At 37.0% G+C, this 24,359-nt stretch carries 17 protein-coding genes; 5 read left to right on the top strand and 12 right to left on the bottom strand.

Going from position 1 to position 24,359, the window contains the following annotated elements:
* Positions 1–45 precede the first annotated feature (45 nt).
* From QNJ50_RS14845 to QNJ50_RS14830, 4 genes are all read right to left on the bottom strand, one after another.
* The gene (locus QNJ50_RS14845; protein WP_300636471.1) at positions 46–2,229 is read right to left on the bottom strand and encodes a CHASE2 domain-containing serine/threonine-protein kinase; all 2,184 of its coding nucleotides are present in this window, start codon (positions 2,227–2,229) and stop codon (positions 46–48) included.
* A 754-nt stretch (positions 2,230–2,983) separates the two neighbouring features.
* Complete coding sequence (locus tag QNJ50_RS14840; RefSeq protein ID WP_300636469.1) at positions 2,984–3,613, bottom strand: DnaJ domain-containing protein; 630 nt, start codon at positions 3,611–3,613, stop codon at positions 2,984–2,986.
* A gap of 273 nt (positions 3,614–3,886) precedes the next feature.
* Positions 3,887–4,480 (bottom strand): ATP-dependent Clp protease proteolytic subunit, encoded by a 594-nt coding sequence (locus tag QNJ50_RS14835; protein WP_300636467.1) that lies wholly within the window; start codon positions 4,478–4,480, stop codon positions 3,887–3,889.
* A 59-nt stretch (positions 4,481–4,539) separates the two neighbouring features.
* Entirely contained in the window at positions 4,540–5,202 is a 663-nt protein-coding gene (locus QNJ50_RS14830) for an ATP-dependent Clp protease proteolytic subunit (protein ID WP_300636465.1), read from the bottom strand.
* A gap of 352 nt (positions 5,203–5,554) precedes the next feature.
* Between QNJ50_RS14830 and QNJ50_RS14825 the strand changes: the two genes are divergently transcribed.
* The 3 genes from QNJ50_RS14825 to QNJ50_RS14815 all read left to right on the top strand — a co-directional run bounded on the left by QNJ50_RS14825 (position 5,555) and on the right by QNJ50_RS14815 (position 9,043).
* Positions 5,555–6,802, top strand: a complete 1,248-nt coding sequence (locus QNJ50_RS14825) for a VWA domain-containing protein (protein WP_300636463.1) — start codon at positions 5,555–5,557, stop codon at positions 6,800–6,802.
* Between the two features lie 227 nt (positions 6,803–7,029).
* Positions 7,030–8,124, top strand: a complete 1,095-nt coding sequence (locus QNJ50_RS14820) for a D-alanine--D-alanine ligase family protein (RefSeq protein ID WP_300636461.1) — start codon at positions 7,030–7,032, stop codon at positions 8,122–8,124.
* Positions 8,125–8,311: 187 nt separating this feature from the next.
* On the top strand, positions 8,312–9,043 hold the full coding sequence (locus QNJ50_RS14815; RefSeq protein ID WP_300636459.1) for a hypothetical protein: 732 nt from the start codon (positions 8,312–8,314) through the stop codon (positions 9,041–9,043).
* A gap of 166 nt (positions 9,044–9,209) precedes the next feature.
* Here QNJ50_RS14815 and QNJ50_RS14810 read toward each other — a convergent pair whose 3' ends face one another.
* The 4 genes from QNJ50_RS14810 to QNJ50_RS14795 form a co-directional block, all read right to left on the bottom strand.
* Complete coding sequence (locus tag QNJ50_RS14810) at positions 9,210–10,814, bottom strand: metallophosphoesterase (protein ID WP_300636457.1); 1,605 nt, start codon at positions 10,812–10,814, stop codon at positions 9,210–9,212.
* Between the two features lie 216 nt (positions 10,815–11,030).
* Positions 11,031–12,866, bottom strand: coding sequence for an ABC transporter ATP-binding protein (locus QNJ50_RS14805; protein ID WP_300636455.1), 1,836 nt, complete (start codon positions 12,864–12,866; stop codon positions 11,031–11,033).
* Positions 12,867–13,387: 521 nt separating this feature from the next.
* Positions 13,388–14,029 (bottom strand): Uma2 family endonuclease, encoded by a 642-nt coding sequence (locus QNJ50_RS14800; RefSeq protein WP_300636453.1) that lies wholly within the window; start codon positions 14,027–14,029, stop codon positions 13,388–13,390.
* A 248-nt stretch (positions 14,030–14,277) separates the two neighbouring features.
* Positions 14,278–16,572 carry a tetratricopeptide repeat protein gene (locus QNJ50_RS14795; RefSeq protein WP_300636451.1) on the bottom strand — a complete coding sequence of 765 codons (2,295 nt, stop codon included), beginning with the start codon at positions 16,570–16,572 and terminating at the stop codon, positions 14,278–14,280.
* Between the two features lie 381 nt (positions 16,573–16,953).
* On the opposite strand from QNJ50_RS14795, the gene QNJ50_RS14790 reads away from it, so the two are divergent.
* Positions 16,954–17,211 carry a hypothetical protein gene (locus QNJ50_RS14790; protein ID WP_300636449.1) on the top strand — a complete coding sequence of 86 codons (258 nt, stop codon included), beginning with the start codon at positions 16,954–16,956 and terminating at the stop codon, positions 17,209–17,211.
* A 1,013-nt stretch (positions 17,212–18,224) separates the two neighbouring features.
* On the opposite strand, the gene QNJ50_RS14785 is transcribed toward QNJ50_RS14790, so the two are convergent.
* The 3 genes from QNJ50_RS14785 to QNJ50_RS14775 form a co-directional block, all read right to left on the bottom strand.
* A complete protein-coding gene (locus tag QNJ50_RS14785) occupies positions 18,225–19,898 on the bottom strand; it encodes a sodium:solute symporter family protein (RefSeq protein WP_300636447.1) in 1,674 nt (557 codons plus the stop codon).
* 5 nt (positions 19,899–19,903) lie between these two features.
* Positions 19,904–20,158, bottom strand: a complete 255-nt coding sequence (locus tag QNJ50_RS14780) for a sodium/substrate symporter small subunit (RefSeq protein WP_300636445.1) — start codon at positions 20,156–20,158, stop codon at positions 19,904–19,906.
* A 96-nt stretch (positions 20,159–20,254) separates the two neighbouring features.
* Positions 20,255–21,316, bottom strand: a complete 1,062-nt coding sequence (locus QNJ50_RS14775; protein ID WP_300636443.1) for an LD-carboxypeptidase — start codon at positions 21,314–21,316, stop codon at positions 20,255–20,257.
* Positions 21,317–21,866: 550 nt separating this feature from the next.
* Here QNJ50_RS14775 and QNJ50_RS14770 point away from each other — a divergent pair.
* Positions 21,867–22,253 carry a hypothetical protein gene (locus QNJ50_RS14770; protein ID WP_300636441.1) on the top strand — a complete coding sequence of 129 codons (387 nt, stop codon included), beginning with the start codon at positions 21,867–21,869 and terminating at the stop codon, positions 22,251–22,253.
* Between the two features lie 150 nt (positions 22,254–22,403).
* On the opposite strand, the gene QNJ50_RS14765 is transcribed toward QNJ50_RS14770, so the two are convergent.
* The gene (locus QNJ50_RS14765; protein ID WP_300636439.1) at positions 22,404–23,390 is read right to left on the bottom strand and encodes a hypothetical protein; all 987 of its coding nucleotides are present in this window, start codon (positions 23,388–23,390) and stop codon (positions 22,404–22,406) included.
* Between the last annotated feature and the right edge of the window lie 969 nt (positions 23,391–24,359).

Raw genomic sequence — 24,359 nt, 5'->3', positions numbered from 1 at the left:
TGGTAATGGGAAATATGATATATATAAGTATTACTTATTTTTAAACTAAGCAATTGATTTTAAATCTTTTATGACCTCTGCAGCAGATTGATATCGTTCGCTAAAGTGGTAGCATATCATCTTGTCCAAAATTATTGCCAATTCATTACTTACTTGTACATTCTGTCGCCAAAAGATATTTCCCGTCTCTCGATCCAGTGTAAACTCCTGTGGAAATATTCCTGTTAATGCTTGAACACCAATCATACCTACAGCATAAATATCACTTGCCAGGCGGGGATGTCCAGCAAATTGTTCTGGTGGTGTATATCCCCTGGTTCCAATTGCAACTGTAGCTAATTCTGTTTGCTCTGCATCTAGCGGCTGCATTTTCTTGACTGCCCCAAAGTCAATTAATACTAAACGCCGATCTAATTTACTTCTAATTATATTACTGGGTTTGATATCTCGGTGAATCACTCGGTGTTTATGAATGAAATTCAGAATTTCCAGAATTTCTATTAACATTTTAATTACCGAAGCTTCGTTCCACATCCGACTACTTGAGGATAATTCGGTTTCTAGGGATTGACCTCGAATGTATTCTTCTACCAGATAAAACTCTTGGTTTTCTTCAAAATATGCTAATAGTTCAGGAATTTGAGGATGTTTACCTACAATCTCCAAAATTTCAGCTTCAGCATCAAATAATCTTCTCGCAACCTGCAAAAATCTAGTATCTCTGCGTGCGGGCATTAGTTGCTTGACAACACAAGTTGGATTTCCAGGACGTTGGGTATCTTTGGCTAAATAAGTACAGCCAAAACCACCTTGACCGAGTATTCTTTTAATTTCATATCTTTGGGAAAGTAAAGAAGTTGGAGAAGAAAAAGACTTAAAATAAGCAGAACTGATTTGGGAATGCGGTTTGTCTAATAATTCATCTTGTTGTTCAGGTTTTTCTTGTGGTTGAGATTTATCTTCTTGTTGGACTATATCTTGAACTCCAGCATTTTCTTTGAGAAGAAGATCTAATTGTTCGATAGCTTCCTTTTGTTTCGCAACTTGTAAAATAATTAGTTTAGTTTGCTGTTGTACTTGGTAATTAATATAAGTCATCATACCAGTACTAGAAATTACCAAAGTGAGGGCAGAAGGTATCACAGGTATCCAAATTGCTTCTAAAAATGCTAGATAACAAATTCCCACTAAAGTAACACAAACTATACTCCCACACACTAACAAAATAAGTGGATTTCGCAAGCGCCACCCAAAAAAAGCACCTATCGCCGCCCACAGCCATATCCACATAACCTCAAATTGTTCGGGTAAATACCCAATTAGAGGACGATTATCCAAAGCAGCGCTAATTAGTTGACTTGCAATTTGAGCATGAATGTATATTGAGGCGGTTGAATATTGTGGTTCGTTAGAATTTGTGTAAGGCGTGTAAACAGAATTATTTTGGTTGCGGTCTATAATACCAATAATTACCAACCTATCTTTAATAATACTAGGTTTAACTCGATTTTCAAGAATATCAGAAAGACTTACTGTCTGGACAAATTGATCGAGACGGCGATTGAAATGACGATAATTCAGTAATATTTGATGACCTCTGAAATCAAGATTTTTATAGCTACCCGAATTTAATGTTAATCCTGGTAATAAAGCTTCACCTAATTGAAATGGTTCAACTTCGTAATCAATACCTTCTTGTTTCAGATAATCAATTGCCAATAAAGTTGCAAAAGAGTATTCTGCTTTGCATTTATTGCCTGAAGTATCAGATAAATCGATTTTAGAAGTTAGCAAACTGCGACGAATTGTTCGATCTGCGTCGGGAAGCAGATCGTTAAAACCTACATTTACTTCAGGAAAGTTCGGTGGTGGTGGAATTTCCTCTTTGGTATTCGTTCTGTGGGTACAAACTGTAATAAGATTTTCTATATTTTGACTGGAAGCTAAATTTTTTTGTTGTGGGCGCAGGATATTTAAACCAATAATACGTGGTTTATGGGACTGTATTTCCTCCAACAACTTATTAATCAAGTCGTTGGAAAGGGAATTTGAATAATTTTGCCGATCCTTACCATTAATACCAACTACTAATAGACGTTTATCAATAGGTTCAGATGGACGAATTCGCAGCATTTGGTCGTAAGTATTTAATTCCCACTCTTCCAACCAGTTGATTTCTCTTATTCCCAATATCAAAGCTGCGACTCCAAGGCTACCAATTGTAAGCAATCCTAGGTACTCCTTCGCGTTTCTATTGCAATATAAGTTAGAAGTAATACCTGAATTTTTCTGGTTGAGATTGGTGCGTTTCTTATGCTGGTATCTTGAAGCACGATGAGAATCGCTTGGTGAGGACGGAAACAAAAAATTGCGTAAATGCGAAAGATTTTTTTTATTTGTCAATACAGCACGAATTTTCTTGAACATGCTGATAGATAATAGTATAAATTACGATTTTACTTTGAAAATGCATTTAGAGATTCAGGATACTCGATCTCTGAATACATTATTTATTATTTGTCAGTTTTTATGTTCTGAACTAACTTAATAATACTGTAACTGATATTCGCCTAACTCATTCTCTTACCAACACCATAAAGTCTTAATAGTAAAAATATAGATTTTGCTTCAAAGGTCATAGATAAGAAGATGTGGCTTTGCTTTACATATCACACAATAGGATAAACAACACAACAATTAGAGTGAAGTAGAAAAAACAGGGAATATTCTTGCTTGAATATCTAAGCATAAAAAATTCTTCTATCACTAAGAATTTTCTGGTATGAACATAGGCAGAAAATAGATTGATAGAAGAATAAAATTTTGAAAACTAATATGACTGATTTCGACTACTTGGTTTTATCAAAAGCCATAATTACCCCGAGCGAATATAATTTAGGTTAAATATATGTCTTGTCATTTATCATTTGTTATTTATATTTTGTTTGATATCAAGTGACAAATGACCAGTGATGCACAACCATTAAAGAATTTTTTCCAAGTATTTAAAGTCCCGTTGTACCTCTTTTTGTAAACTTTTATTTTTAGGGTCGGCTTTGAGAGCTTTTTTAAGATATATTCTCGCTTTAAGTAATTTTCTTTGGGCAATTAGTTGTTTTGCCCACATTTGATAGCAAATAGCCTGCCACTGACGAACTTCTGCATCTTGTGGTAAACGCTGTACTAGAGCTTCCACTAGGGCTGTAGCCTGGGGAAAACGTCTTTGTTTTAAGAATTGTAGTAATTGTTTGTAAGTTTTCCACTTGAGTCGATTTTCAGTTTCAGAAAGGTTGGGAGGCTTTGCTCTTGAATTTTTCTTGGTTTTTACTTTTTCCTTAGTTGATACCTCTTTGCCATTAGCTTTCTTTTCCGAGTATACTGAGTTTGCCTTAGAAGAAGAGGTTTGCTGTTGATGTGTTTTATGTGGCGGTACCACTTTTAACAGCAACTTGTATGCTTCTGTAACGGCAATAAATTTTTCTTTTGCTCTTTTATCATTGGGGTTTGTGTCAGGATGATATCGCTGCGCCAAGCGCCGATAAGACGATTTAATCTCACTAGCGGAGGCTCCTGACCTTAAACCTAATAAACGGTAGCAGTCTACAACATCCATTGGCTGTTAGCTATCTTTACTTCGAAACGGCAATTAGCTACAAGCTTAAAACAATCAGGTGATAATCATATAGATTATTTTTTTTCTTGAAAGTTCGTAATTAACAATTATCGGTAATGGGTAATTGGTAATGGGTAAGAAATGCTTACTGTCAACAACTATTAACTGATATTAAAACATGCTATTAAATTCATAGAGACGTACCTTAGCACGTCTCTACATCAAACCCGAAGACCAAGAATATTTGGATGTTGGGTGAAATAATATTTACATTTACGGACGATCTTCGATTACTTTGTCAATCAAGCCGTATTCTTTTGCTTCATGAGCAGACATGAAGAAATCGCGATCCATGTCTTTCTCAATTTTTTCGATCGCCTGACCGGTATTTTGAGCGTAAATGCCATTGAGTTGATGACGAATTCGCAGAATTTCTTTAGCTTCAATTTCAATATCGGTGGCTTGTCCGCGAGTTCCACCAGATGGTTGGTGAATCATAATTCGCGAATGTGGTAGCGCCAAACGCTTACCTTTGGTACCAGCAGCTAGCAAAAACGACCCCATTGAAGCGGCTAACCCAACACAAATGGTCACCACATCTGATTTGATGTGTTGCATGGTGTCATAAATTGCCAAGCCGGAGGTAACTACACCACCGGGAGAATTGATATAAAGAGAAATATCTTTACCCGGATCTTCTGAATCTAAGTAAAGCATAATAGCGATAATTTGGTTCGCTACTTCATCGTTAATATCTCGTCCCAAGAAAATAATGCGTTCCCTTGCGAGACGATCATAAATTTCAATCCATTGAGTGTATTGTCCTCCCGGCATCCGGTATGGAACTTTAGGAACGCCTATAGGCATTTTTGCTACTCCGTTTTTATAATAATGAATTTGGTGTTTTCGACCTGCAAGTTATTTATTTAGATCACTCCTGCTGGTAGGACGGGATCGGCAACTTCTTCTTTCTCGAAAACTTTATCGATTAAACCGTACTCCACTGCTTGATGGGGGGTCATGTAGAAAAGACGATCCATGTCTTTCTCAATTTTTTCATAGGACTGTCCGGTTGTTTCAGACAAAATATCAATCATTGTCTTCTTGTTTGCCAAAACTTCCTTTGCCCGAATTTGGATATCCGTTGCTTGTCCTTGAGCGTAACTCTTCGGTTGATGGAGCACGATGGTAGCATGGGGCAAACTGGCGCGACAACCTTTAGTTCCTGCACCTAAAAGCATTGCTGACATCCCCATAGCCGAACCAATACAAATAGTATGAATTGGTGGCTTGGTGTATCTCATTGTGTCATAAATTGCAAACGCTTCGGTTTCAAAACCCACTGGTTCGCCACTATAACTGGAAGTACCAGTAGAATTGATATAAACTTTAATTGGTTTATCTGGGTCGTCAGATTCTAAGTAAAGTAATTGAGCTATTATCAATTCCGTGACAGCAGGCACCAGTGGCATACCAAGATAAATAATACGCTCCTTCAATAACAAAGAAGGTAGGTCTGGTGGGGGAGTACGGTTCGGATTATCCGCGTAGTAGGGGGCTTGCACAGCCTTGATGGGGGAAGTTTCCATAGCAACTGTTGCCTGAATAAATGCCGTTAACTGTAATACATACTAGCGCGACGCCAGCTTTGGTGGAGGTGTGGATTCCTGCTACTTTCAAAATTTGTTAGATTTTCTTCTTTTTTTATAGTTAAATTTTGATTGGGGAACGAAAAATTGGCGATATTACCATGTGTAGCTGCAGGTGGATCGTAAGGATTAGAAACTAAATTCTTCTTCCAAGCCCTAAGTTAGTTTCCCATAACGACAAATCGTGAATATTATTAACGTATTTTTTACACAAAGTTTTTCCGTAGTGCTGATATCGCACTATGAAGTTATTTATGAATATGTATTGTGCCAACAATAGGAAGTTTGGGTTATGAAGGTTAGTTTGGAGCCGGTGTTAAGTGATGCGAATTTAGATGTCAATCAGCAAAATTCTCAACGTCAGTTGGCTGTTTCTATTTCTGCTGAGCCTCAAAGTTTAGACCGTAATGTCCCCCTGAATCTGTGTTTGATTCTTGACCATAGTGGTTCAATGACGGGGCGACCTTTGGAAACTGTCAAAAAAGCCGCAAATCGCTTAGTCGAACGACTCAAGGTTGGCGATCGCTTGAGTGTAATTGCTTTTGACCATCGGGCAAAGGTCTTAGTACCAAATCAAATAATTGAAAATCCAGAAAAGATTAAACAGCAAATTAACCGTTTAAGTGCTGACGGTGGTACTGCAATCGATGAAGGTTTACGTTTGGGAATAGAAGAATTAGCAAAAGGAAAAAGAGAAAGTATTTCCCAGGCGTTTTTGTTAACTGATGGTGAAAACGAACATGGCGATAATCACCGTTGTTTAAAGTTTGCTGAGCTTGCAACTAGCTATAACTTAACTTTGAATTCTTTCGGGTTTGGAGATAACTGGAACCAAGATATTTTAGAAAATATTGCTGACGCAGGCGGTGGTAGTTTATCTCATATCCAAAAACTCGACCAAGTCGAGGAGAAGTTTAATCAAATGTTTGATCGAATTCAAACCGTGGGTTTAACAAATGCTCATTTAAGATTTTCTTTAATGCCCAAGGTGCGGCTAGCCGAACTCAAACCAGTTGCACAAGTTTGTCCGGATACAATTGAATTGCCAGTACAACCAGAAGCTGATGGTATTTTTTCCGTTCGCCTGGGAGACCTGATGAAAGATGTGGAACGGGTGGTATTGACAAATATCTACTTAGGGCAGCTTCCTGAAGGCAAAAATACTATTGCTAAGTTACAAGTAATTTATGACGACCCATCGAAAAATGAAACTGGTATAAGTTCTGATATTATTTCTGTAGAAATCAATTCAATGTCCACTTATCATCCTGCAGTTGATTCGGAAGTACAAAAACATATTTTGGCTTTGGGCAAATACCGACAAACCCAACTGGCAGAAACAAAACTTCAAGAAGGCGATCGCGCTGGTGCTGCAACTTTACTACAAACTGCAGCCAAAACCGCTTTACAAATGGGAGATACTGGAGCAGCAACTGTTTTACAAACATCTGCGACTCGCTTGCAAGCAGGAAAAGAATTGTCTGAATCAGATCGCAAGAAAACTAGAATCGTTTCAAAAACTACATTACAAGATTCATAGTTTTATTAAATATAGTTTCAGAATCCACAATTTTAGGATTTATAAACCTAAGATTGGCAGCTTCAGAGGTAAGGGATTGGTTTGATTACCGATCCCATTATTTTAGGCGGGGCTTGCTGAAAATTTTTTCCAATATACCCAATCCCATATCGCCTATCGCTTATCACCAATCGCCAATAACGATTATGATAACCTATTTGCAATCAGCAATACTAAGGGTATTTAAAATGACAAAGCTGCAGATTGGGTTATTGTTTGGCGGTTGTTCTGGAGAACATGAAGTTTCAATAGTTTCTGCAAAAGCAATAAATGCGGCTTTAAATGCAGAACGAAATACTGATAAGTATGAAATATTGCCGTTTTATATTCAAAAAGATGGTGTTTGGCAAGGAAGTGAAATTGCAAATCAGGTTTTAAAATCGGGTCAAGCATTAGAAAAGCCGACAGCAACAAATATTAATACAAAATCCAGTTTGTGGGAATTTCCACCCCAAGCTTCACAAGTAGATGTTTGGTTCCCTGTTCTCCATGGTCCCAATGGTGAGGATGGTACGATTCAAGGCTTACTAACTTTAATGCAAGTTCCTTTTGTTGGTTCTGGAGTTTTAGGATCGGCTGTAGGAATGGATAAAATTGCCATGAAAACAGCTTTCGCTCAAGCTGGACTTCCACAGGTTAAGTATATGACCTTAACGCGAACGCAAATTTGGTCTAATCCCTGCGTATTTCCTAAACTCTGCGATGAAATTGAAAATTCTTTAAACTATCCCTGCTTTGTTAAACCTGCAAATCTTGGTTCTTCGGTGGGGATCGCAAAGGTGCGATCGCGCCAAGAACTAGAAACAGCCCTCGATAATGCTGCGAGTTACGACCGTCGAGTGATTGTTGAAGCAGGTGTTGTTGCTCGGGAGGTAGAATGTGCTGTTCTGGGTAATGATAACCCTAAAGTCTCTGCAATTGGAGAAATTTCTTTTTCTAGTGATTTTTATGACTACGAAACAAAATACACTCAAGGTAAGGCGGACTTATCGATCCCAGCAGCACTTCCAGACACAATCAGCAATCAAATCCGGGAAATGGCAATTAAAGCATTTACAACCGTCGATGCTTCTGGTTTAGCAAGAGTCGATTTTTTCTATGTCGAAAGCACAGGTGAAGTATTAATTAATGAAATTAACACCTTCCCAGGATTTACTGATACAAGTATGTATCCTAGATTATGGGGACATAGTGGCATACCCTTTCCTGAATTAGCAGATAAATTGATTGAATTGGCACTGGAAAGACATAAAACCCCGAAAATTGAAGCATTGATAAATTAAATCATTAAAAAAACACTTAATCACCCCAAAATTATGTTTTTTTGAGATAATTATTGAAATATTGCGATCTAATTATCTCAGAAAAATTATTGAATCTGCAATTTAAATACGGATACGTATTTATCGCCTACTCAATTAAAATTACAATTTAGAGGGGCTTATAAATAGTACAAATCTGAAAATAATTATGGAAAACACTCAGAATGTACAGAATCAATCATCCCAAGTACAAACACCCAAAGCCGAACAAAAAACAGCTAAATCTAAACTAATTTCTTCTGGGAATATTCTGATACATACATTTGTTAAATATCATTGGCTGTTTTTAATTGGATGCCTAGGAATATTCATCGGTGGTGCTACTATCTCTTTATATAGTTTGACTCATGTTGAACTAGTAACAAGCGAACAAGTAGATCGAGTTACAGTTGAACTAGAACAATCAATTAAACCAACACGCCAAGAAATCAATCCCGTTCCTTTATGGATGGTAGCAGCAATTGCTTTTAGCTGTGCTAGTGGATGTTTGTTGTTATGTCGATGGCTGAATGGTCCAGTTAAACCCAAACAGTATCGAAGATGGAAGGTTCGCGATCGCCAACCTGCAGCGAAACCCCAGGAATCTGTTGCACAAAATAATTCTTCCATAAAAAAGAAGACAAGAAAATTTGTGCGATCGCCACAGACAGGAGCACCACAAAATAATCCATATCGCAATCGTGCTACCCACATACCACCGATGAAGCGGGTATCGACTCAGAAGAAGCCCATTGCAGCTATTCTTCCACCGCAATCAAAAAGTGTTTTTCCTGCAACCCAGGGACTTAACACTAATCAATCTTTAGCCAAGCAAATGGACTTGCGCAAAGAGGATTCTTTATTAAATTTTTTACAAAAGAGTAATCTTTCAGCAAAATAAAGTCTTTTACCTTGAAAGTCTGGCAAATTAATTAAATAAGGGGGTTTTCCTTAGCTGATTTTTACAAACCGACTAAGGATAATGTTGGCTTCTATTTGTTTAAAATAGTTTTGTTTTGGATTTTGTTTTTTAATAATTTTATTTCTTTGTTTTGACTTTCCCGCATCTAGCCCAATCCAATTGGATTTATTGCAAGTGGTTCAATTTCCGGGTAGTACCATTGATGCTGATGCCTTTCGGCAACAAAAGGTACAATCACAAACTGTAAAGGATTACCTTTTCTGACGTCTATCCTAATGCCAGAATAGGGACGTCTTTTATCAGAACCTTGACCGCTACGACCAATAAACCGTTGACAAGTAGCAACCTTACGAACTTCTTTACCTGATTCCGTGACAAAGGTTTCGGTCAGTTCTGCTCCTTCTTCTCGTTGACGACGCAAACTAAACCCACTACCACCACAAACAATACAATTGAGATTTGAATCAGCATGACCGGTATCTAAAGTCTGAAGGTGTTCAAAACAGTGAGCGTGACCGTTAAGAATTAGGTCTACTAGGGGACCTTGTGAGGGTAAATAACCAAGTTCTTCAACTACATGATCTAAGACTTTACGCAAACGATGACGAACAGCCAAAGTTTGTGCTTGTCCCCATTTTGTTGCTTCTGTAACGTAGGGTGGATGGTGAAAGTAAATGATCCGTCCCCGGACTTCTCGATCTTCCCAAGATTTAATTAATCTTTGCTCTAACCAATGGAGTTGTTCAAAGTCGATTACTTTACTTTTATTATGGTTGAGTTGTTTATCAAGATCCATTTTGATCTCATTCAATTGCTCTAATTTCGCGTTGAGATCATCAATTTGTTCGGCTTGCTCTGGAATGCCATCATTAAGTATGCTAAGAGTCGCAATAATTTGCTGTTGTTCCTGTTCTACTTTTAATCTCTCTGTAGTTAAAAATCTACGTTCATCATGTTCTGATTGGCTGTGAATCTCATCTGCATTAGTAGGTGTTAAAGGTTCGTTAAAAGTACTAGAATCAAGGGCAAAAAAGTCAATTCCGCCATAGCGAAAAGTATAATAACGGTTGGGTAAACGGGTAAATTCGCCCGGTACATAACGCAAACACCTACCGAAATCAGTTTTCCCAGTGTAATGGGAATTTAAATGATATTCTAATTTTTCCTGGGAATTAAATCGTTTTAAATAGTCGATAAAAGCCCGTGCGTAAGCATCCCCTTTATAGGAGCTATTCCAACTCAAATCTAAATCTTTATAGCCAAAAAACCGACGTAAGGGGAGAGTAACTCCAGCTAACAACCGATAAAAAAACGGTACTTCATAATAGTCATGATTACCAGGGACTGGTAAGAAAGGTTGATTAAAAGTCATGTTGTCGTAGGAAATGTGTTCGTAGTTCTCACCACCTACTAAAAATTCCCGATAAGGCTTAATAAAGTTCTCTGGATAATAATCCCGAGAACCAACCAAGTACATTACATCCCCTGTATGTAAAACAAAACTACATTCATCCCGATGGGGAAGCATCAATTCAGCAATTTCTCTTTGGGGATTATGAGTACGGTGCGGTCCAGAACCACTATCACCAATGACTAAAAACGAAAATTCCTCGCTTTCTTCTTTCCCATCATCAATAACCATACTTGTTTGATCAATTGAGCGAGAGACAATGCTTGGGTGTGACCAACGCACCCGTTCTTTCATCTTTTGAATTTTTACCGCAATTGAAGGTTCTGTGATAACTTTCATTTTGTTTCGGTGGATGTGTATTCGGCTAATCTCTCTGGCTATTATTTTCGTATTAGACTAATATCTATTGTGTTGCAGTATGTTTACTTGATATACAAATGATGCGTGATTGAAAAGTTCTAGGAATTATTTCCAGAGATGAGAAATTAGAATTTACCAATCGCAAGACCGACTCTTCACCATGATTGTACCTGAGTATTATTAAGTTTTGTCAATTTATCGATAACCAGCAGCTTGCAGGTGAAATAACTTTGCATATAGCCCTTGTACTTGCAATAATTCTTCATGAGTTCCTTCTTCGATAATTTCTCCAAACTCAATGACCAAAATTTTGTCAGCCATCCGCACCGTAGAGAAACGATGGGAAATTAAAAATACCATCTGATTTTTAGTGCTAGTGCGAAAGTGGTTAAAAATCTCAAACTCTGCTTGAGGATCCATAGCTGAGGTGGGTTCATCTAAAACTAAAATATCAGCTTTACTGCGCATAAAAGCTCGAGAAAGGGCTATTTTTTGCCATTGACCGCCAGAAAGTTCTTGTCCTCCTTTGAACCAGCGACCTAACTGGGTACGAAAACCTTGGGGTAAATTTTTAATAAAAGGTCGCGCCATTCCCATTTCCGCAGCTACTTCCCAACGACTTGAATCTTCAAGATTCTCCACTTCACCTACGCCAATATTTTCGCCGACTGTAAATTGATAGCGGACAAAATTTTGGAAAATTACACTAATACGCTGTCGCAGTACCTCTACATCCCATTCTTGTAAGTCCAAACCATCGAGTAAAATTCTCCCGGACTCGGGATTATATAGTCGAGTTAATAGTTTAATTAGAGTTGTTTTACCCGAACCATTTTCACCTACAATTGCTAGTTTTTCCCCAGGTTGGAGGTGAAAGGATATATTTTTCAAAGCTGGTTTAGAGCTACCTGGATAGGTAAAAGATACATTTTCAAAACGAATTCCATCTCCCGGATATATTCCCCTAGTTGCTTCTCCCCTGGGTTGTGGGACTTTCTCTTCTAAAAATTCGTAGAGGTTGGACAAATATAGGTTATCTTCGTACATTCCTCCAATTGAAGTGAGTGCTTCGGAAAAAGTTCTTTGTCCCTGACGAAAAACAGTCAGATACATTGTCATTTCTCCCAGAGAAATTCTATTAGCAACTGTTTCGATGACTATCCAAGCATAAGCTAGATATAGAGCTCCGGTACTCAGCAAACTCAATAAATATCCCCATAGACCTCTTCGTAAAGTTAAGTCTCTGTCTTCACCATAAATTTGATTAAATACATTGTGATAACGCCCGAGCAACATTTCCCCTAATTTATAAAGTTTTACTTCCTTGGCAAAATCTTCTCTGGCGACTAAAGTTTCTAAATAACGCTGTTGGCGAGTTTCTGGAGCGCGCCAACGAAATAATCGAAAAGCTTGTCCAGCAAATTTTGTTTCGGCGATAAAAGCTGGAATGGCTGCTAAAACTAAGATGACAACAGCCCAAAGCGAAAAGTTGACTAGCAAAGCACCATAAGTAAACAGAGAAAGAGCACTTTGTACTAAACCAAAAGTACGATTAACTAAGGATAATGGGCGAGTAGAAGCTTCTCTTCTCGCATTGCTCATTTTGTCGTAAAATTCTGAATCTTCAAACTGTGCTAACTCCAGTGTCAATGCTTTTTCTAAAATCAATACATTTACTCTTTGTGCAAGTAATACTCGTAATAAAGATTGACAAACTGTAAGTCCTCGTTGACTTGCTGCAAGTAGAGCTATGGCGATCGCCTCTAAACCCACATAAATCACAGGATGATAAATATTATTAGAAATACCATTGTTAGAAATACCGACATTTCGGGCTTCGACCACAGCATCTACAATTAACTTACCGATGTAAGCAACTGCTGCAGGTAAAAGACCTGCGATTAAAGTCAAAGCAGCGATTAAAATAGTTAAAGTACGATTAGTCGTCCAAACTAAACCTATAGCTCGCCCACTGTAGCGAAATACTGCCAGCAATTGGCGGAGGGCGTTAAGTTGTCTACGAATGCTCATAAATTGATTTTACAATTTTCTTCAACGCGTGGCTAGCTTGTGCGCCGAAAAAAACATAGGTCTACTCATAAGCTTTGGAAAGCAGAATTATTTTGGACGAGCAGAATAATTTTAGGATTACAAGAATTTTGACAAGTACTAAGACACAAAAAGAGTTGTCAAGTTATCTATTTAGTACATTTTAACTATCATCAAGGAAAGTATTTTGGGGTTTTCTCCAAAAATCTTCTTTTTTTCAGATTTTTGTCACAAGATTGTCACTATCGGTGCTTTAAAGTTATATCAAGTCAAACGAAAAACAAAAACCCCCTTCCCTCCCCACATCTACATTAAACGTAGAAGTGGGGGTTTTTTTTTAATTTTTATGAAGTAACTGACTCGATCGCTTGATTTTACAGATTTCCAACTACTCAATTCTGATTTATTACTTATTACTGTGCGCAATACTTACAGTACGCTTACGCTAGGTCGCGCCCCGCTCCGCTAACATTACTCCTGACTCCTGACTCCTGACTTCTTCTTCAAACCAATAAATCATCTACTGCTGCAGTAAAACCTCGAAGTACTCGTTGAGTGTAGATAATTTCACCAGAAGTAAAAACTAGCTGTTGAGATGATGTGGTGACAATAATCCACCGATTTTCTGGGAAGATTAACCATACTTCCTCAGAACCATTGTGCAAGTACATTTGAGCTTTAGCAATTACTTCCTCAGCGAGATCTGTCAGAGAAACAATCTCAGCGATCAAAGGAAAACTTTGGGGAAATATATCTGGTTCACCATAATGTTTTAATAATTGCGGCGTAAGATAAGCTACAGATGGCTGCCATTCTTCACCATCAGCAATACATGGTACATCTGTATATATTTGCCCGCGTTGTTGATGGGAATCATTAAAGTTTCGCCAGTGATAGTAAATATTTCCTTGAATGCGGCGCTGTTTAAGGGTTATAACCTTTGAATCAACAAATTCTTGATGTACTACCTGAGTAGAATCTAGTTCTTCTTCGAATTCTTCCTCAAGTTGCTCTGAATTAATTTCATTTAATCGATTGAAGTTATCTGAAGAATTTAAATTATCTAAATTTTGTATTTCCTCAAGAGGATTGTGCATCCATTTTTCTAAAGAGAATTCTTCGGAAGTTATTGAAGAATTTTTCATGTTTTCTTCTTCTCCTATTAGGGTATGGGGATTAGGGATAGGTTTTCTAAACTAAGTATTAAAACGTGGATTTTAGGTATAATTTTTGAAAAAATTAACATACGTATTTTACCCATTCCCAGTTCCTAGTTTTTAGTCCCCAATCCTTTGTTTCTAGTTCCCGTTTCCCTATTTATCTTTAGAAATTTATCTCCAGCACTTTCTCTTGAAAACTTGATCTTGAGAGTTATATCTTGAGAGTTCTATCTTTAAAGATTTCCCATTGTTAATTTAATTTTTTCAACTTGCTTGATAGCTCGCATTTCTTTAAACAGGTTAATCGCTTTGTCAAAATCATCTCGGCTTTTGGCGATCGCCCCAATTTTTTTGTAAGTTAATGCTCGTTGAAAATAAGCTTCTGCTAAATCATATCTAGCACCAATTTCGCCAAAAGTCTCGATTGCTTGTTCGTGAAAACTTAGAGCTTGTAAATATTTTCCTTTTTCTCGATACAACTGTGCTAAGCCACATTTAGCTTTATTTTTGGCTTGAGTGTAGGGATTGTCGTTATTCGACATAATACGCTGCAAAAGTTTCAAGGACTTGTCAATTTCGCCCAAGCTTTTATAGGTTAGGGATAAGTAATATAATCTGTATTCTGTCCCCCATGAAGGAATTCCTTGCTCTGGTAAGCGATTATAAAGATAATTCGCAATTTTGCAGGCTTTATGCTTATTTCCCTGATATGAATTTAAATATGCTAAATAAAACAAGCCTGAAGGTGCATACTTATCGTAATCAATTTTTTTTGCTAATTGAATGACTTGAATTAAAGTTTTTTCGGCTGCTTCTAACTCCCACAGACCAATTTGACTAGTCCCAATTGTTGATAAACAGTTTATTTCCATAAACTTTAGCTTGTTTATGGTTTCAGTATTGGTTGGTGGTATTCTTTGTAAACAATATTTAACTAACTGATGGGATTGTTCGCAATATTTAATCGCAAGGTAAAGATTACCGGAAATAAAGCTAATCTTACCTAAAATACGATATAGTTTCGCAGTACGATAACTGGGATTGAGTTTGTTTAAGATACAAGTTATTGCTCGTTCGAGCTGTTCGAGCAATCCACGTTTATAAAACGATCTAGCTAATGATTCTTGCGTTCCCCATTGATTAACTCTGGATTTGATGATAATATCGGCAGCTTTTTCAAAGTCTGCAATTGCTACGTAGTGATGGTAGGCTTGTAAAGCTTTAAGAGCATCGGCAGTGTGATTAATAGTTTCGATGCTATTAGTCCAATAATCTGCAGCTTGTCGGTGGGCTAATTCTAGATCCCTACTATTTTGCAGTCTTGCGATTGCTTCAGTAAGAATTACTGGATGTAGCCAATGTTTTCCTTTGCGACATTCAACTAAATACCGATCGCAAAGACGATTTAGTACTCTGCGACGTTGTGATTCTGGTACATCCCATAATAAACACAAAATACCTTTGAAATTAACAAAAGGTACATCTTCATCTTGATAGCGGTAACACCCTAAACGATATAAAAGACAATATGCTTCAGGATCGATTTTTTTTAAGCGGTTAAACTGACTAACAACTAAGTTTTCTAATTCCCGCTCAATTAATAAATCGTCCTTTGTCGAATTCCAGTAAGCATCAATATTTTTCTCAAAATCAGTTATGACAGCACCACTAATGATTTTCATTGCTTTGGCGTTACCACCATAAGCTTTGCACATTTCACTCAATGTTGGAGAGTCACTATTAATTTTGCGACTAGAGAAGAATTGCTTCCAAGCTTGACTATCTAAGCCCTTGAGAGTATATGAGTTTACATCTATTCCAGACTCGCATAGACGTTCTCGACTAGTAATCAAGGTTAGTGAGTTGACGCTAGGATCTGCTAATGTTTGCAATAGGTAAAAATAAGAACGTAGAGATTTAATTAACCTTCCATTTTTGTCTAAAGCTGACTCCAGGTTGTCAATCAGAATACAAATTTTCTTCTCTTGATTTTGGAGCTTACGCTTGAGTCTTTGTAAGTTAATCCACAATTCCCGTCCTGGTTCTTCATGAAAATCCCTCCGCAACCATTCTTCTACTAAGCTTTCCACAGAAATAATGTGGTGGGGTTCTGTAGGCATCCATAATACTAAAAAATCAAAGCCGTGAATTTTAAAATATCTGCGTGCTAGCTTTGTTTTTCCAATACCCCCTTCACCTTGAATAACAATGATTTTTGCTCCTTGATTAACTAAAGCGTTAAGCTGAGCAATTGCGTCTTCACGACCAACAAAATCTGGGTCTAAGGGGATTCTTGGAGTTTGATAATGTTCAACAATATCTTCCCAACTTATGAGCCCTGCTGTTTCGCAAATCCTGATAAATGTTTCTCGATTAATGGCTTCTCTAGCCCAAAATCGTTTTAAAGTTGCCTTTGAAGTCAATGCAGCTTCATACCAAACTTTTGCTAATTTATTCCACCCCTTTCTACGTCTAGCTAAATCAACTGTTTCTAAACCCTGTGTAGATGCTTTCACAGAATCAGCCATACTGAACTTGTTGAATAACACACTATTTTTATGTTACATTTGAGCAGTTACTAGTAGGTCATAAATCATCTTTTTCTTTAATTTTTTAAAGAAAGTAATTTCGTGCTTTTACAGATAGTAAAGGGAAATTTGTGGTGAAAAGGTAAATTTTTACCACAAATGAGTTCTAAGCAGTAAAACGTAAAAAAATATAACAAACTAGTATAAAAAAATATTATACCAAAATGGCTCTGGGGATTATCAAAATCGCATCAATGATAACTGAGCCCAAGAAATGAGCCAAAAAATGAACTGAACAAGTTATTTTTGTCTGTCACTATATAAATATATAAATGGTTCAAGCTACAAGAACCTTATTCAAACTTGAAAGAGGCTGAAACGATGAATTCACCAAATTGCGATAATCGTGAATGCGATCGGGGTTATTGTCCATTTATGACAGATCCTTTAGATGCTTACAGACAAGTATGTGTGAAGTGTGGACAAGATTACTCTTTTCGTAAGTATAGGCTTAATACTTTTTTACTATTAGGAGCGTTGATTGGTTGCATAATATTATTAGTGAATAATCATTCTCAAATAACCGAACCGCAACGCGAAATTCAACCCGTGATTCAAGAAGTAGAATCTATTTATTAGAGTTAGTAAACCTGAGTCAATTAGCCTTAAGTTAAGCCACTTTGAGTTATAGCTAATTTTAAGTAATTGAAGTAAACCGCAGCTAAAATTCAGATTTAAAGAGCATTAATTGCTATCTTATGGCTTCTAAATTCTGACTTCTATATTCTGTTTCTTGAATCTTGCGATAAGGGTAATTATCCTAGTTAATGCAAAAGTTTTCGCGATTTTGATTAGAGACTCAGAGTCTATTGCACATTCATCTACCGTACATAGAATTATGAAAACTAGCACTAGTGAACATAGCTTTTTCTTCATATGGACTTCCAGATTTCTTAAATACTTTTTCCTTGGAAGTGTTGGTTTTGCAATTGCCTATATAATTGCTGCAGGTTTTAGTGTTCCGCTTACTTCAATCCCAATCTTTTGGTTTTTGATAAACTTGTTCTGGCGTCTGGGAATTACAATACTCTTACTGATGGGAATTGCAATCCTTTTTGAATCTTGTCGTTAGTAACGACAAACAAGAATATAATCAAATTCTAATTGTCAACTTCTCAATTTCTCCAAATTCTCACGAATTCTAATTTTCAACTTTCCAGTTTGTTAATTTCTCAACTTCTCAATTTCTCAACTTCTCAATTTCTCAACTTCTCAATTTCTCAACTTCTCAACTTCTCAATTTCTCAACTTCTCAATTTTTCCAAATTCTCACGAATTCTAATTTTCAACTTCTCAAATTCTAAAATTCTCAAAGTTTTGAAGTCTAGAACGGTCGAAGCCTCAAAGTATCAAACCAAAATCAACAGATTTTAGCTTGCTCTTACCATAAATGCTGGAAAACAAACAGCATTGGTTTGAGCAACAATGAGAGACACATCGTACTAAACTACTGGAAATAAATGTGTACATCAGACAAAATTTTAGTTTATTGAAATCATCCTTAAAATTCCTATTATAATTAAAATCTCTATAGCTAGAGGCGTTCAATTGAACGCCTCCAATATATTTATGTATGTAATGTTAATTTAAATTTAACTCGCTGGTAACTCCTCTGTGTTCGTGCTAGGTGTACGTATATCTTCAACTAAAGCCTGAATTTCTGCTGGTGGTTCTGGAGTAAAACGGGAAACAACCACAGTTACAAATAAGTTGATTACCATACCAACTGTACCTATACCTTCGGCTGAAACTCCGAAAAACCAAGGTGACATATCGCCAAATTTGACACCAATAATATAAGTTGCAGTGAAAATTAAACCTGCAAGCATCCCAGCGATCGCACCTTCTTTGTTGGTACGCTTATCAAAAATTCCCAACACTATCACTGGGAAGAAACTAGCTGCAGCTAAACCGAAAGCAAAAGCGACAACCTGAGCTACAAAGCCAGGAGGATTGATTCCAAAGTACCCAGCTACAATTAAGGATAGTCCAATCGCGATTCTGCCTACAAGTAATCGTTTAGCTTCCGAAGCACCCGGATTTATCATTCGATAGTAAACATCATGGGCGATAGAACTAGAAATTACTAGGAGCAAACCTGATGCTGTGGATAATGCTGCAGCTAGACCTCCAGCTGCAACCAGAGCTACGACCCAAGGAGGTAATTGAGCTACCTCAGGAGTAGAAAGTACAATAATATCTCGGTGAACATCAAGTTCGTTTGTTTGTTTATCTGGGGTGAGTTGAAGACGTCCATCGCCATTTTTATCCTCAAATTTGAGTAATTCGACGTTTTCCCATTTGTTGACCCAGTCTAGTTTTCGCACCTCTTCTATAGTACGGTTATTCAAAGAATCAATTAAGTTGTAGCGGGCAAACATTGAAAGAGCTGGGGCAGTAGTATAAAGAATGGCAATAAATAATAATGCCCATGCTGCTGAATAGCGTGCCGAACGAGCATCAGGAACCGTATAAAACCTGACGATTACATGGGGTAAACCTGCCGTTCCCACCATTAAAGCAATAGTGATAAACAAAACATCCAACATCGATTTGTTGGTGAAAGGACTAGTATAAGCTCCAAAACCAAGGCTTTTGTGAATACCATTGAGGTCTTGAGCAATATTACTAAAAGTAAATCCCAGTTGAGGGATTGGGTTACCAGTAAGTTTCCAAGAAATTGCAAATGCTGGGATCAAGTAAGCAACAATTAAAACAAAATATTGGGCAACTTGCGTCCAAGTGATACCTTTCATCCCCCCCAAAATCGAGAAAAAACCGACAATTACCATGCCGATAACTACACCCCTGGTAATATCAACTTGTAAGAAGCGGCTTAAAACAATTCCTACCCCTTGCATTTGTCCGGCAATATAGGTAAGAGAAACAAAAATAGCCGCCACAACGGCGACTAAACGAGCAACTTGGGAATAATAGCGATCGCCAACAAAGTCTGGAACTGTATATTTACCAAATTTGCGCAGGTAGGGAGCAAGCAATAGTGCTAACAGTACATAGCCTCCAGTCCAACCCATCAAGTAAATTGAACCGTCATAACCTAAAAAAGAAATTAGTCCCGCCATGGAAATAAACGAAGCTGCGGACATCCAGTCAGCGGCTGTAGCTGCACCATTTGCAATTGCTGGTACCCCTTGTCCAGCGACAAAAAAACCTTTGCTGTCTTTAACCCGCGATCTCCATCCAATGTAGAGGTATAGCAAAAAGGAAATTGCAACAAATAAAATTGTCCAAAATTCAACTGTCACTTTGTTTACCTCCGGATGTTATGTTTGCGATCTAATTTATCCATTTGGAAGGCATATATAAAAATTAACATTACAAATGTTATGATTGAGCCCTGCTGTGCCATCCAAAAACCAAAAGGTAGTCCAAAGAAAGAAATATTATTTAATTGTTCTACCAACAAAATACTAATAAGTAGGGAGACAATACCCCAAACTATTAAAAGATTGCGAATCAAAGCTGTATTTTTACGCCAATAAGAGCGGAAATTATCGTTATTCATTGTTTTTCATTAATGATAGGTAATGGGTAATTGGTAATGAGTAATTAGTAATGAGTAATTAGTAAATTTTTGCTCCTGACTCCGACTTCTGACTTCTCACACCACCGCAGGTTGTAACATTCCAATAGTCCCAGCATTGGCATCAATTTCTACTTCTAAACCTATGGGTAATGTAAGTATAGTTTCAATATGACCGATACTTGCGCCAAACCAAGCTGGAATTTTCAACGGTTTAATGTGGTCTTGGATGACTTCTTCTAAAGTTAAAGAACCGTAGCCTTCACCAGGGTTACAACTACTACATTGTCCGAAAATAACACCTGCAAGTTGGTCGAAAACACCCGCTAATTTTAAATGGGTCATCATTCGATCTATGCGATAAATATTTTCTTGGACGTCTTCTAAAAATAAAATTGCACCTTTGAAATCCGGTAGATAAGGCGAACCAACTAATGCAGAAAGTACGGAAAGATTTCCACCAAAGAGCTTTCCTTTGGCTTTACCTGGAGTAATTGTTTGTATGCGGTACTTTACTTGGATTAAACGGTCAGAATCTGCACCGGATTTCAAATTTGCAAAAGTTAAATCTTCACCTTTAAATAGAAGCCGACGAAAATATTCTGTTTGGGTTGAATTCCAAGAAGTTAAACCATTGGGACCGTGAAAAGTTACCAGATTAGTTTTTGCATTGATTGCCAAAATTAAAGCCGTTAAATCGCTAAAACCAAGCAGAATCTTCGGATTTTTGCCTATCAATTCATAATCTAAATAAGGTAAAAGCCGACTACAACCCCACCCCCCACGAATTGGTAAAATTGCAGCTATTGTGCGATCGCGAAAAAATTCATTGATATCAGATGCGCGCTGTCGATCTGTTCCTGCAAGGTAACCATATCTTTTCATGACATGGGGTGCTATGCGGGGGACAAGACCTAAAGCTTTAACTACATCTTGAACAATATCTAAATCTTCTTTGAGAAATGTTGCACTAGCAGGACTAATAATTCCTACAACGGAACCAGGTTTTAAACGTTTAGGTCTTAAAGGCGAACTTAAAGTAGGCGAACCTACTGCATCCGCCGATTGTAAGTAAGAAGATAAAATACAGGTAGTGGTAGCCGCAACTGAACCAACTATGAAATTTCGACGGTCGATCATTTGATATTATGCTGCTAGGCAAGGGTGTAATGTTTTTCACCATGGAGCAATAGTACTCAAAATCTCAACTAAAGGCGATACATTGAAAGATTTTGTGATTATTGGGGATTATTAAGGATTATTGGTGATGAGTAATGAGTTATGTTAGCGCAGCGGGGCGCGTAAGCGCACAGTAATGAGTTATGAGTTATGTTAGCGAATCAGCTATTGATACACTCATGCGATCGCTTTATTAATAATTTGGAATTATTTGAAGCTTATTACCAATTACCAACGAACCACTCAAATTAATTTATGTTTGATGACAAACTATTCAGAATAAATTTGGTAGTTAAGTACTTTCTTGGTAAAAATAGAGAATAGGTAGCTCAGGAAAGCAAATAATTCCAAATATTTTAATTTTTAATATTTATGCTGAATGTTTGTCTTCAATTCACTGTTTGCTTGCCTTGCTACTCTTACCGGCGATGTCCTGTTTTACCTCATACCCTTGTCATTTGCCGGACTTTTAGTTTAATCTCGAACCAATGGTGTAGCAATAGGTGCTGCTATGTCTGATTCTCATGCTTCTAAAGGAAAAGATCGATCTTTAGAGCAAGCTCTAACGAATAAAATCATTGATGACTATTTTGAGCATTCGGAAAGCTGGCTTAGGGCTATCTTAAGAATGTGTTTTTTTTCTCTAGCCCATTTAAAAGCAGAACCGGTATTCGTGGTCGAATGTCCCAATCAAGCAGTTGCAAAACGACTGAGCCGAAAAACTTATCCTTTTCGCGGAATTGTCTACTACTTGACTGATGACTTCGATGCTGATGACCGTTGTTTGTTTTGCTATAAAGACCCAAGCAAAGAAACTTGGAAATGTTTCGATACGAGTGCAAATACCTGGAAACCTCTAACTAATCTGCAAGCATCTAAAGCTCAAACTGATGGATAATAACCCGCCCTTTTACTGTTTCGACCGATAGCTAATCAAAAATTTATGAAATTTTGGAGTATCAAGAAGGGATGAGGGTAATGGACAGGTTTTTATAACCAATTACCTGTTACCCATTACCTATTATCTATTCCTTAAATTTGCCAATTCTTAATCTTCCAATAATTTAATTATCCTCTGCAAAACTTGCTGTTTTTCTCGATCAGTAATTTGTGGCTGATAATTATCCAATGTATCGGGATTAATCCAAATATCCGCGTATTCGATATTAACGCAATTGGATGCGATAGTATCAATCCATTTTTTGGGGTCGAATCTATCGTTTTTAGTTATGTCATCTAATATTTGTTCAATTACTGCTTCTGCTTCCATCCGAATAAAATCTGAACTACGACCTGAAAGTTCTACTTGAAAAGGTAAACCTTCTGTGTGACGCTTGACTGTCCAACCATGCCAGTGCCTTAATATTTTACTTAGGACTCTTTCATCTGTTGGTCTACCCCACCATACCCAAATCTCTTTTTCAAACAAATTTAAATATGCTCCACTGCATACTTTCTCTTCATCTGGAATTGCTATTAGGTCACAACTTTGAAGGAGTTCAAATAAACTTGAACCGGTGGAAAGTAACTCAGTAAGATAATTATCAAATCTATAATCTAAAATCAGTTCTGGATGATATTTAACTGTGAGAAGAGTCTCAGTATAATCGGTTTTGCTATTTTCTAACCAACCTCGATAATTTTTCCAGTGATAATAATCAATATCTGTTTGTACTTGCGAAATATCTATTCTTAAATATTGGGCTATATCAATAATTCCCTGTTCAGCCCAGCGAATTCCCCAACCTTCCCAATTTAACTGGAGTAGGGAAATAAAATATTTACGAACTGCTGGATACTCATAACCATCACCACCCCAAAATATCAACTGTTTCTCATGAGTATCTACAAGTACTGCACCTTCACACCATAGGTCATCCAATAAGGTTTCTACAGGTTGCAAAGACTTAATATAGTCAATGGTAATTTGAGGACCGTAAAAAATATCTTTAGGAATAGAAATTGCACCCCAATGAGAATAGTAAATATTTATTTCCCTGTTTTGGATAATGACGAAATTGGATCTATGTCCCATATAACCTCACCCTTAGACATTACAAGTTACAACTTGATTTGTGGCGTTTCAGCGAACAAAAACTCCTCATTGATACTTAAACAGTCCATACTGTGAAGAAACCTAGCGAAGTTTAGTCTCACCAAAACTAAAATATAGTACTAATGAACTATAGTCAAGTAGCAAGGTTATTTGATGCTTGTTAGTCTTGACAGGTATAAGTATAAGAGGGTATTAAAAAAGCGTCATCCTTGTTTTTAAGGTTATTTCCTAATCAAAAAAATTACTGCTACAAATACTTTTACAATCAATGGGGAAGAAGTATGGGATAAGTTTATCTCAATCAACTAATATTATTGATTAAGTTATAAATATTACTTAGTTCTGCATTAATTTCTGGTGATTTGTTTGTAAAACGAACATAAAAACTAAACTATCTTTTTCACGCTATTTATCTATTACCTTTGCATACACATCTTTACTTTTTGTTGATAGAAGATTGGGTAATAATAAGTTGATTTTTTTGGTTGTAAGAATTTTATATTCTCAATATTTTATTGAATTATATTTTTGCAATAAATTTTAATTAGTTTATTAACGATATCACTGCTAGTTCTACCTTTGGAAGAAGAGGTGAAGTAAATATCAATACTCCCGGTATTGACCCAACTCGTACCCTGAATGACTTACCACAAGAAAGGATTAATCCAGAAGTTAGCCAAAATTGTCAAGCAAGTAGTAGTGGTGCAAAAACTGAATTGTACGATATTGGAACCGGTGGTATTCCTTATAATCCCGACGCACTGTCCAATGCAGAACATTTGCTAATGAAGATTTAATTCCCCTTCAACCTGCTTGGAGAAGTAGTTTATTTACATATAGCCCACATTTCGCACCCTACAGACTCATAAATGGGTTGACCTCATAAGTAGTACATAAAAACTATAAGGCCATTTGATTTAATGAAGAGCAAATGAGAATAATTACTAT

The organism is Mastigocoleus sp. MO_188.B34 (assembly GCF_030065675.1).
Classification (GTDB): domain Bacteria; phylum Cyanobacteriota; class Cyanobacteriia; order Cyanobacteriales; family Nostocaceae; genus Mastigocoleus.
The sequence above is the reverse complement of the archived record's forward strand: the minus strand, read 5'-3'. Positions and strand labels throughout refer to the sequence as shown.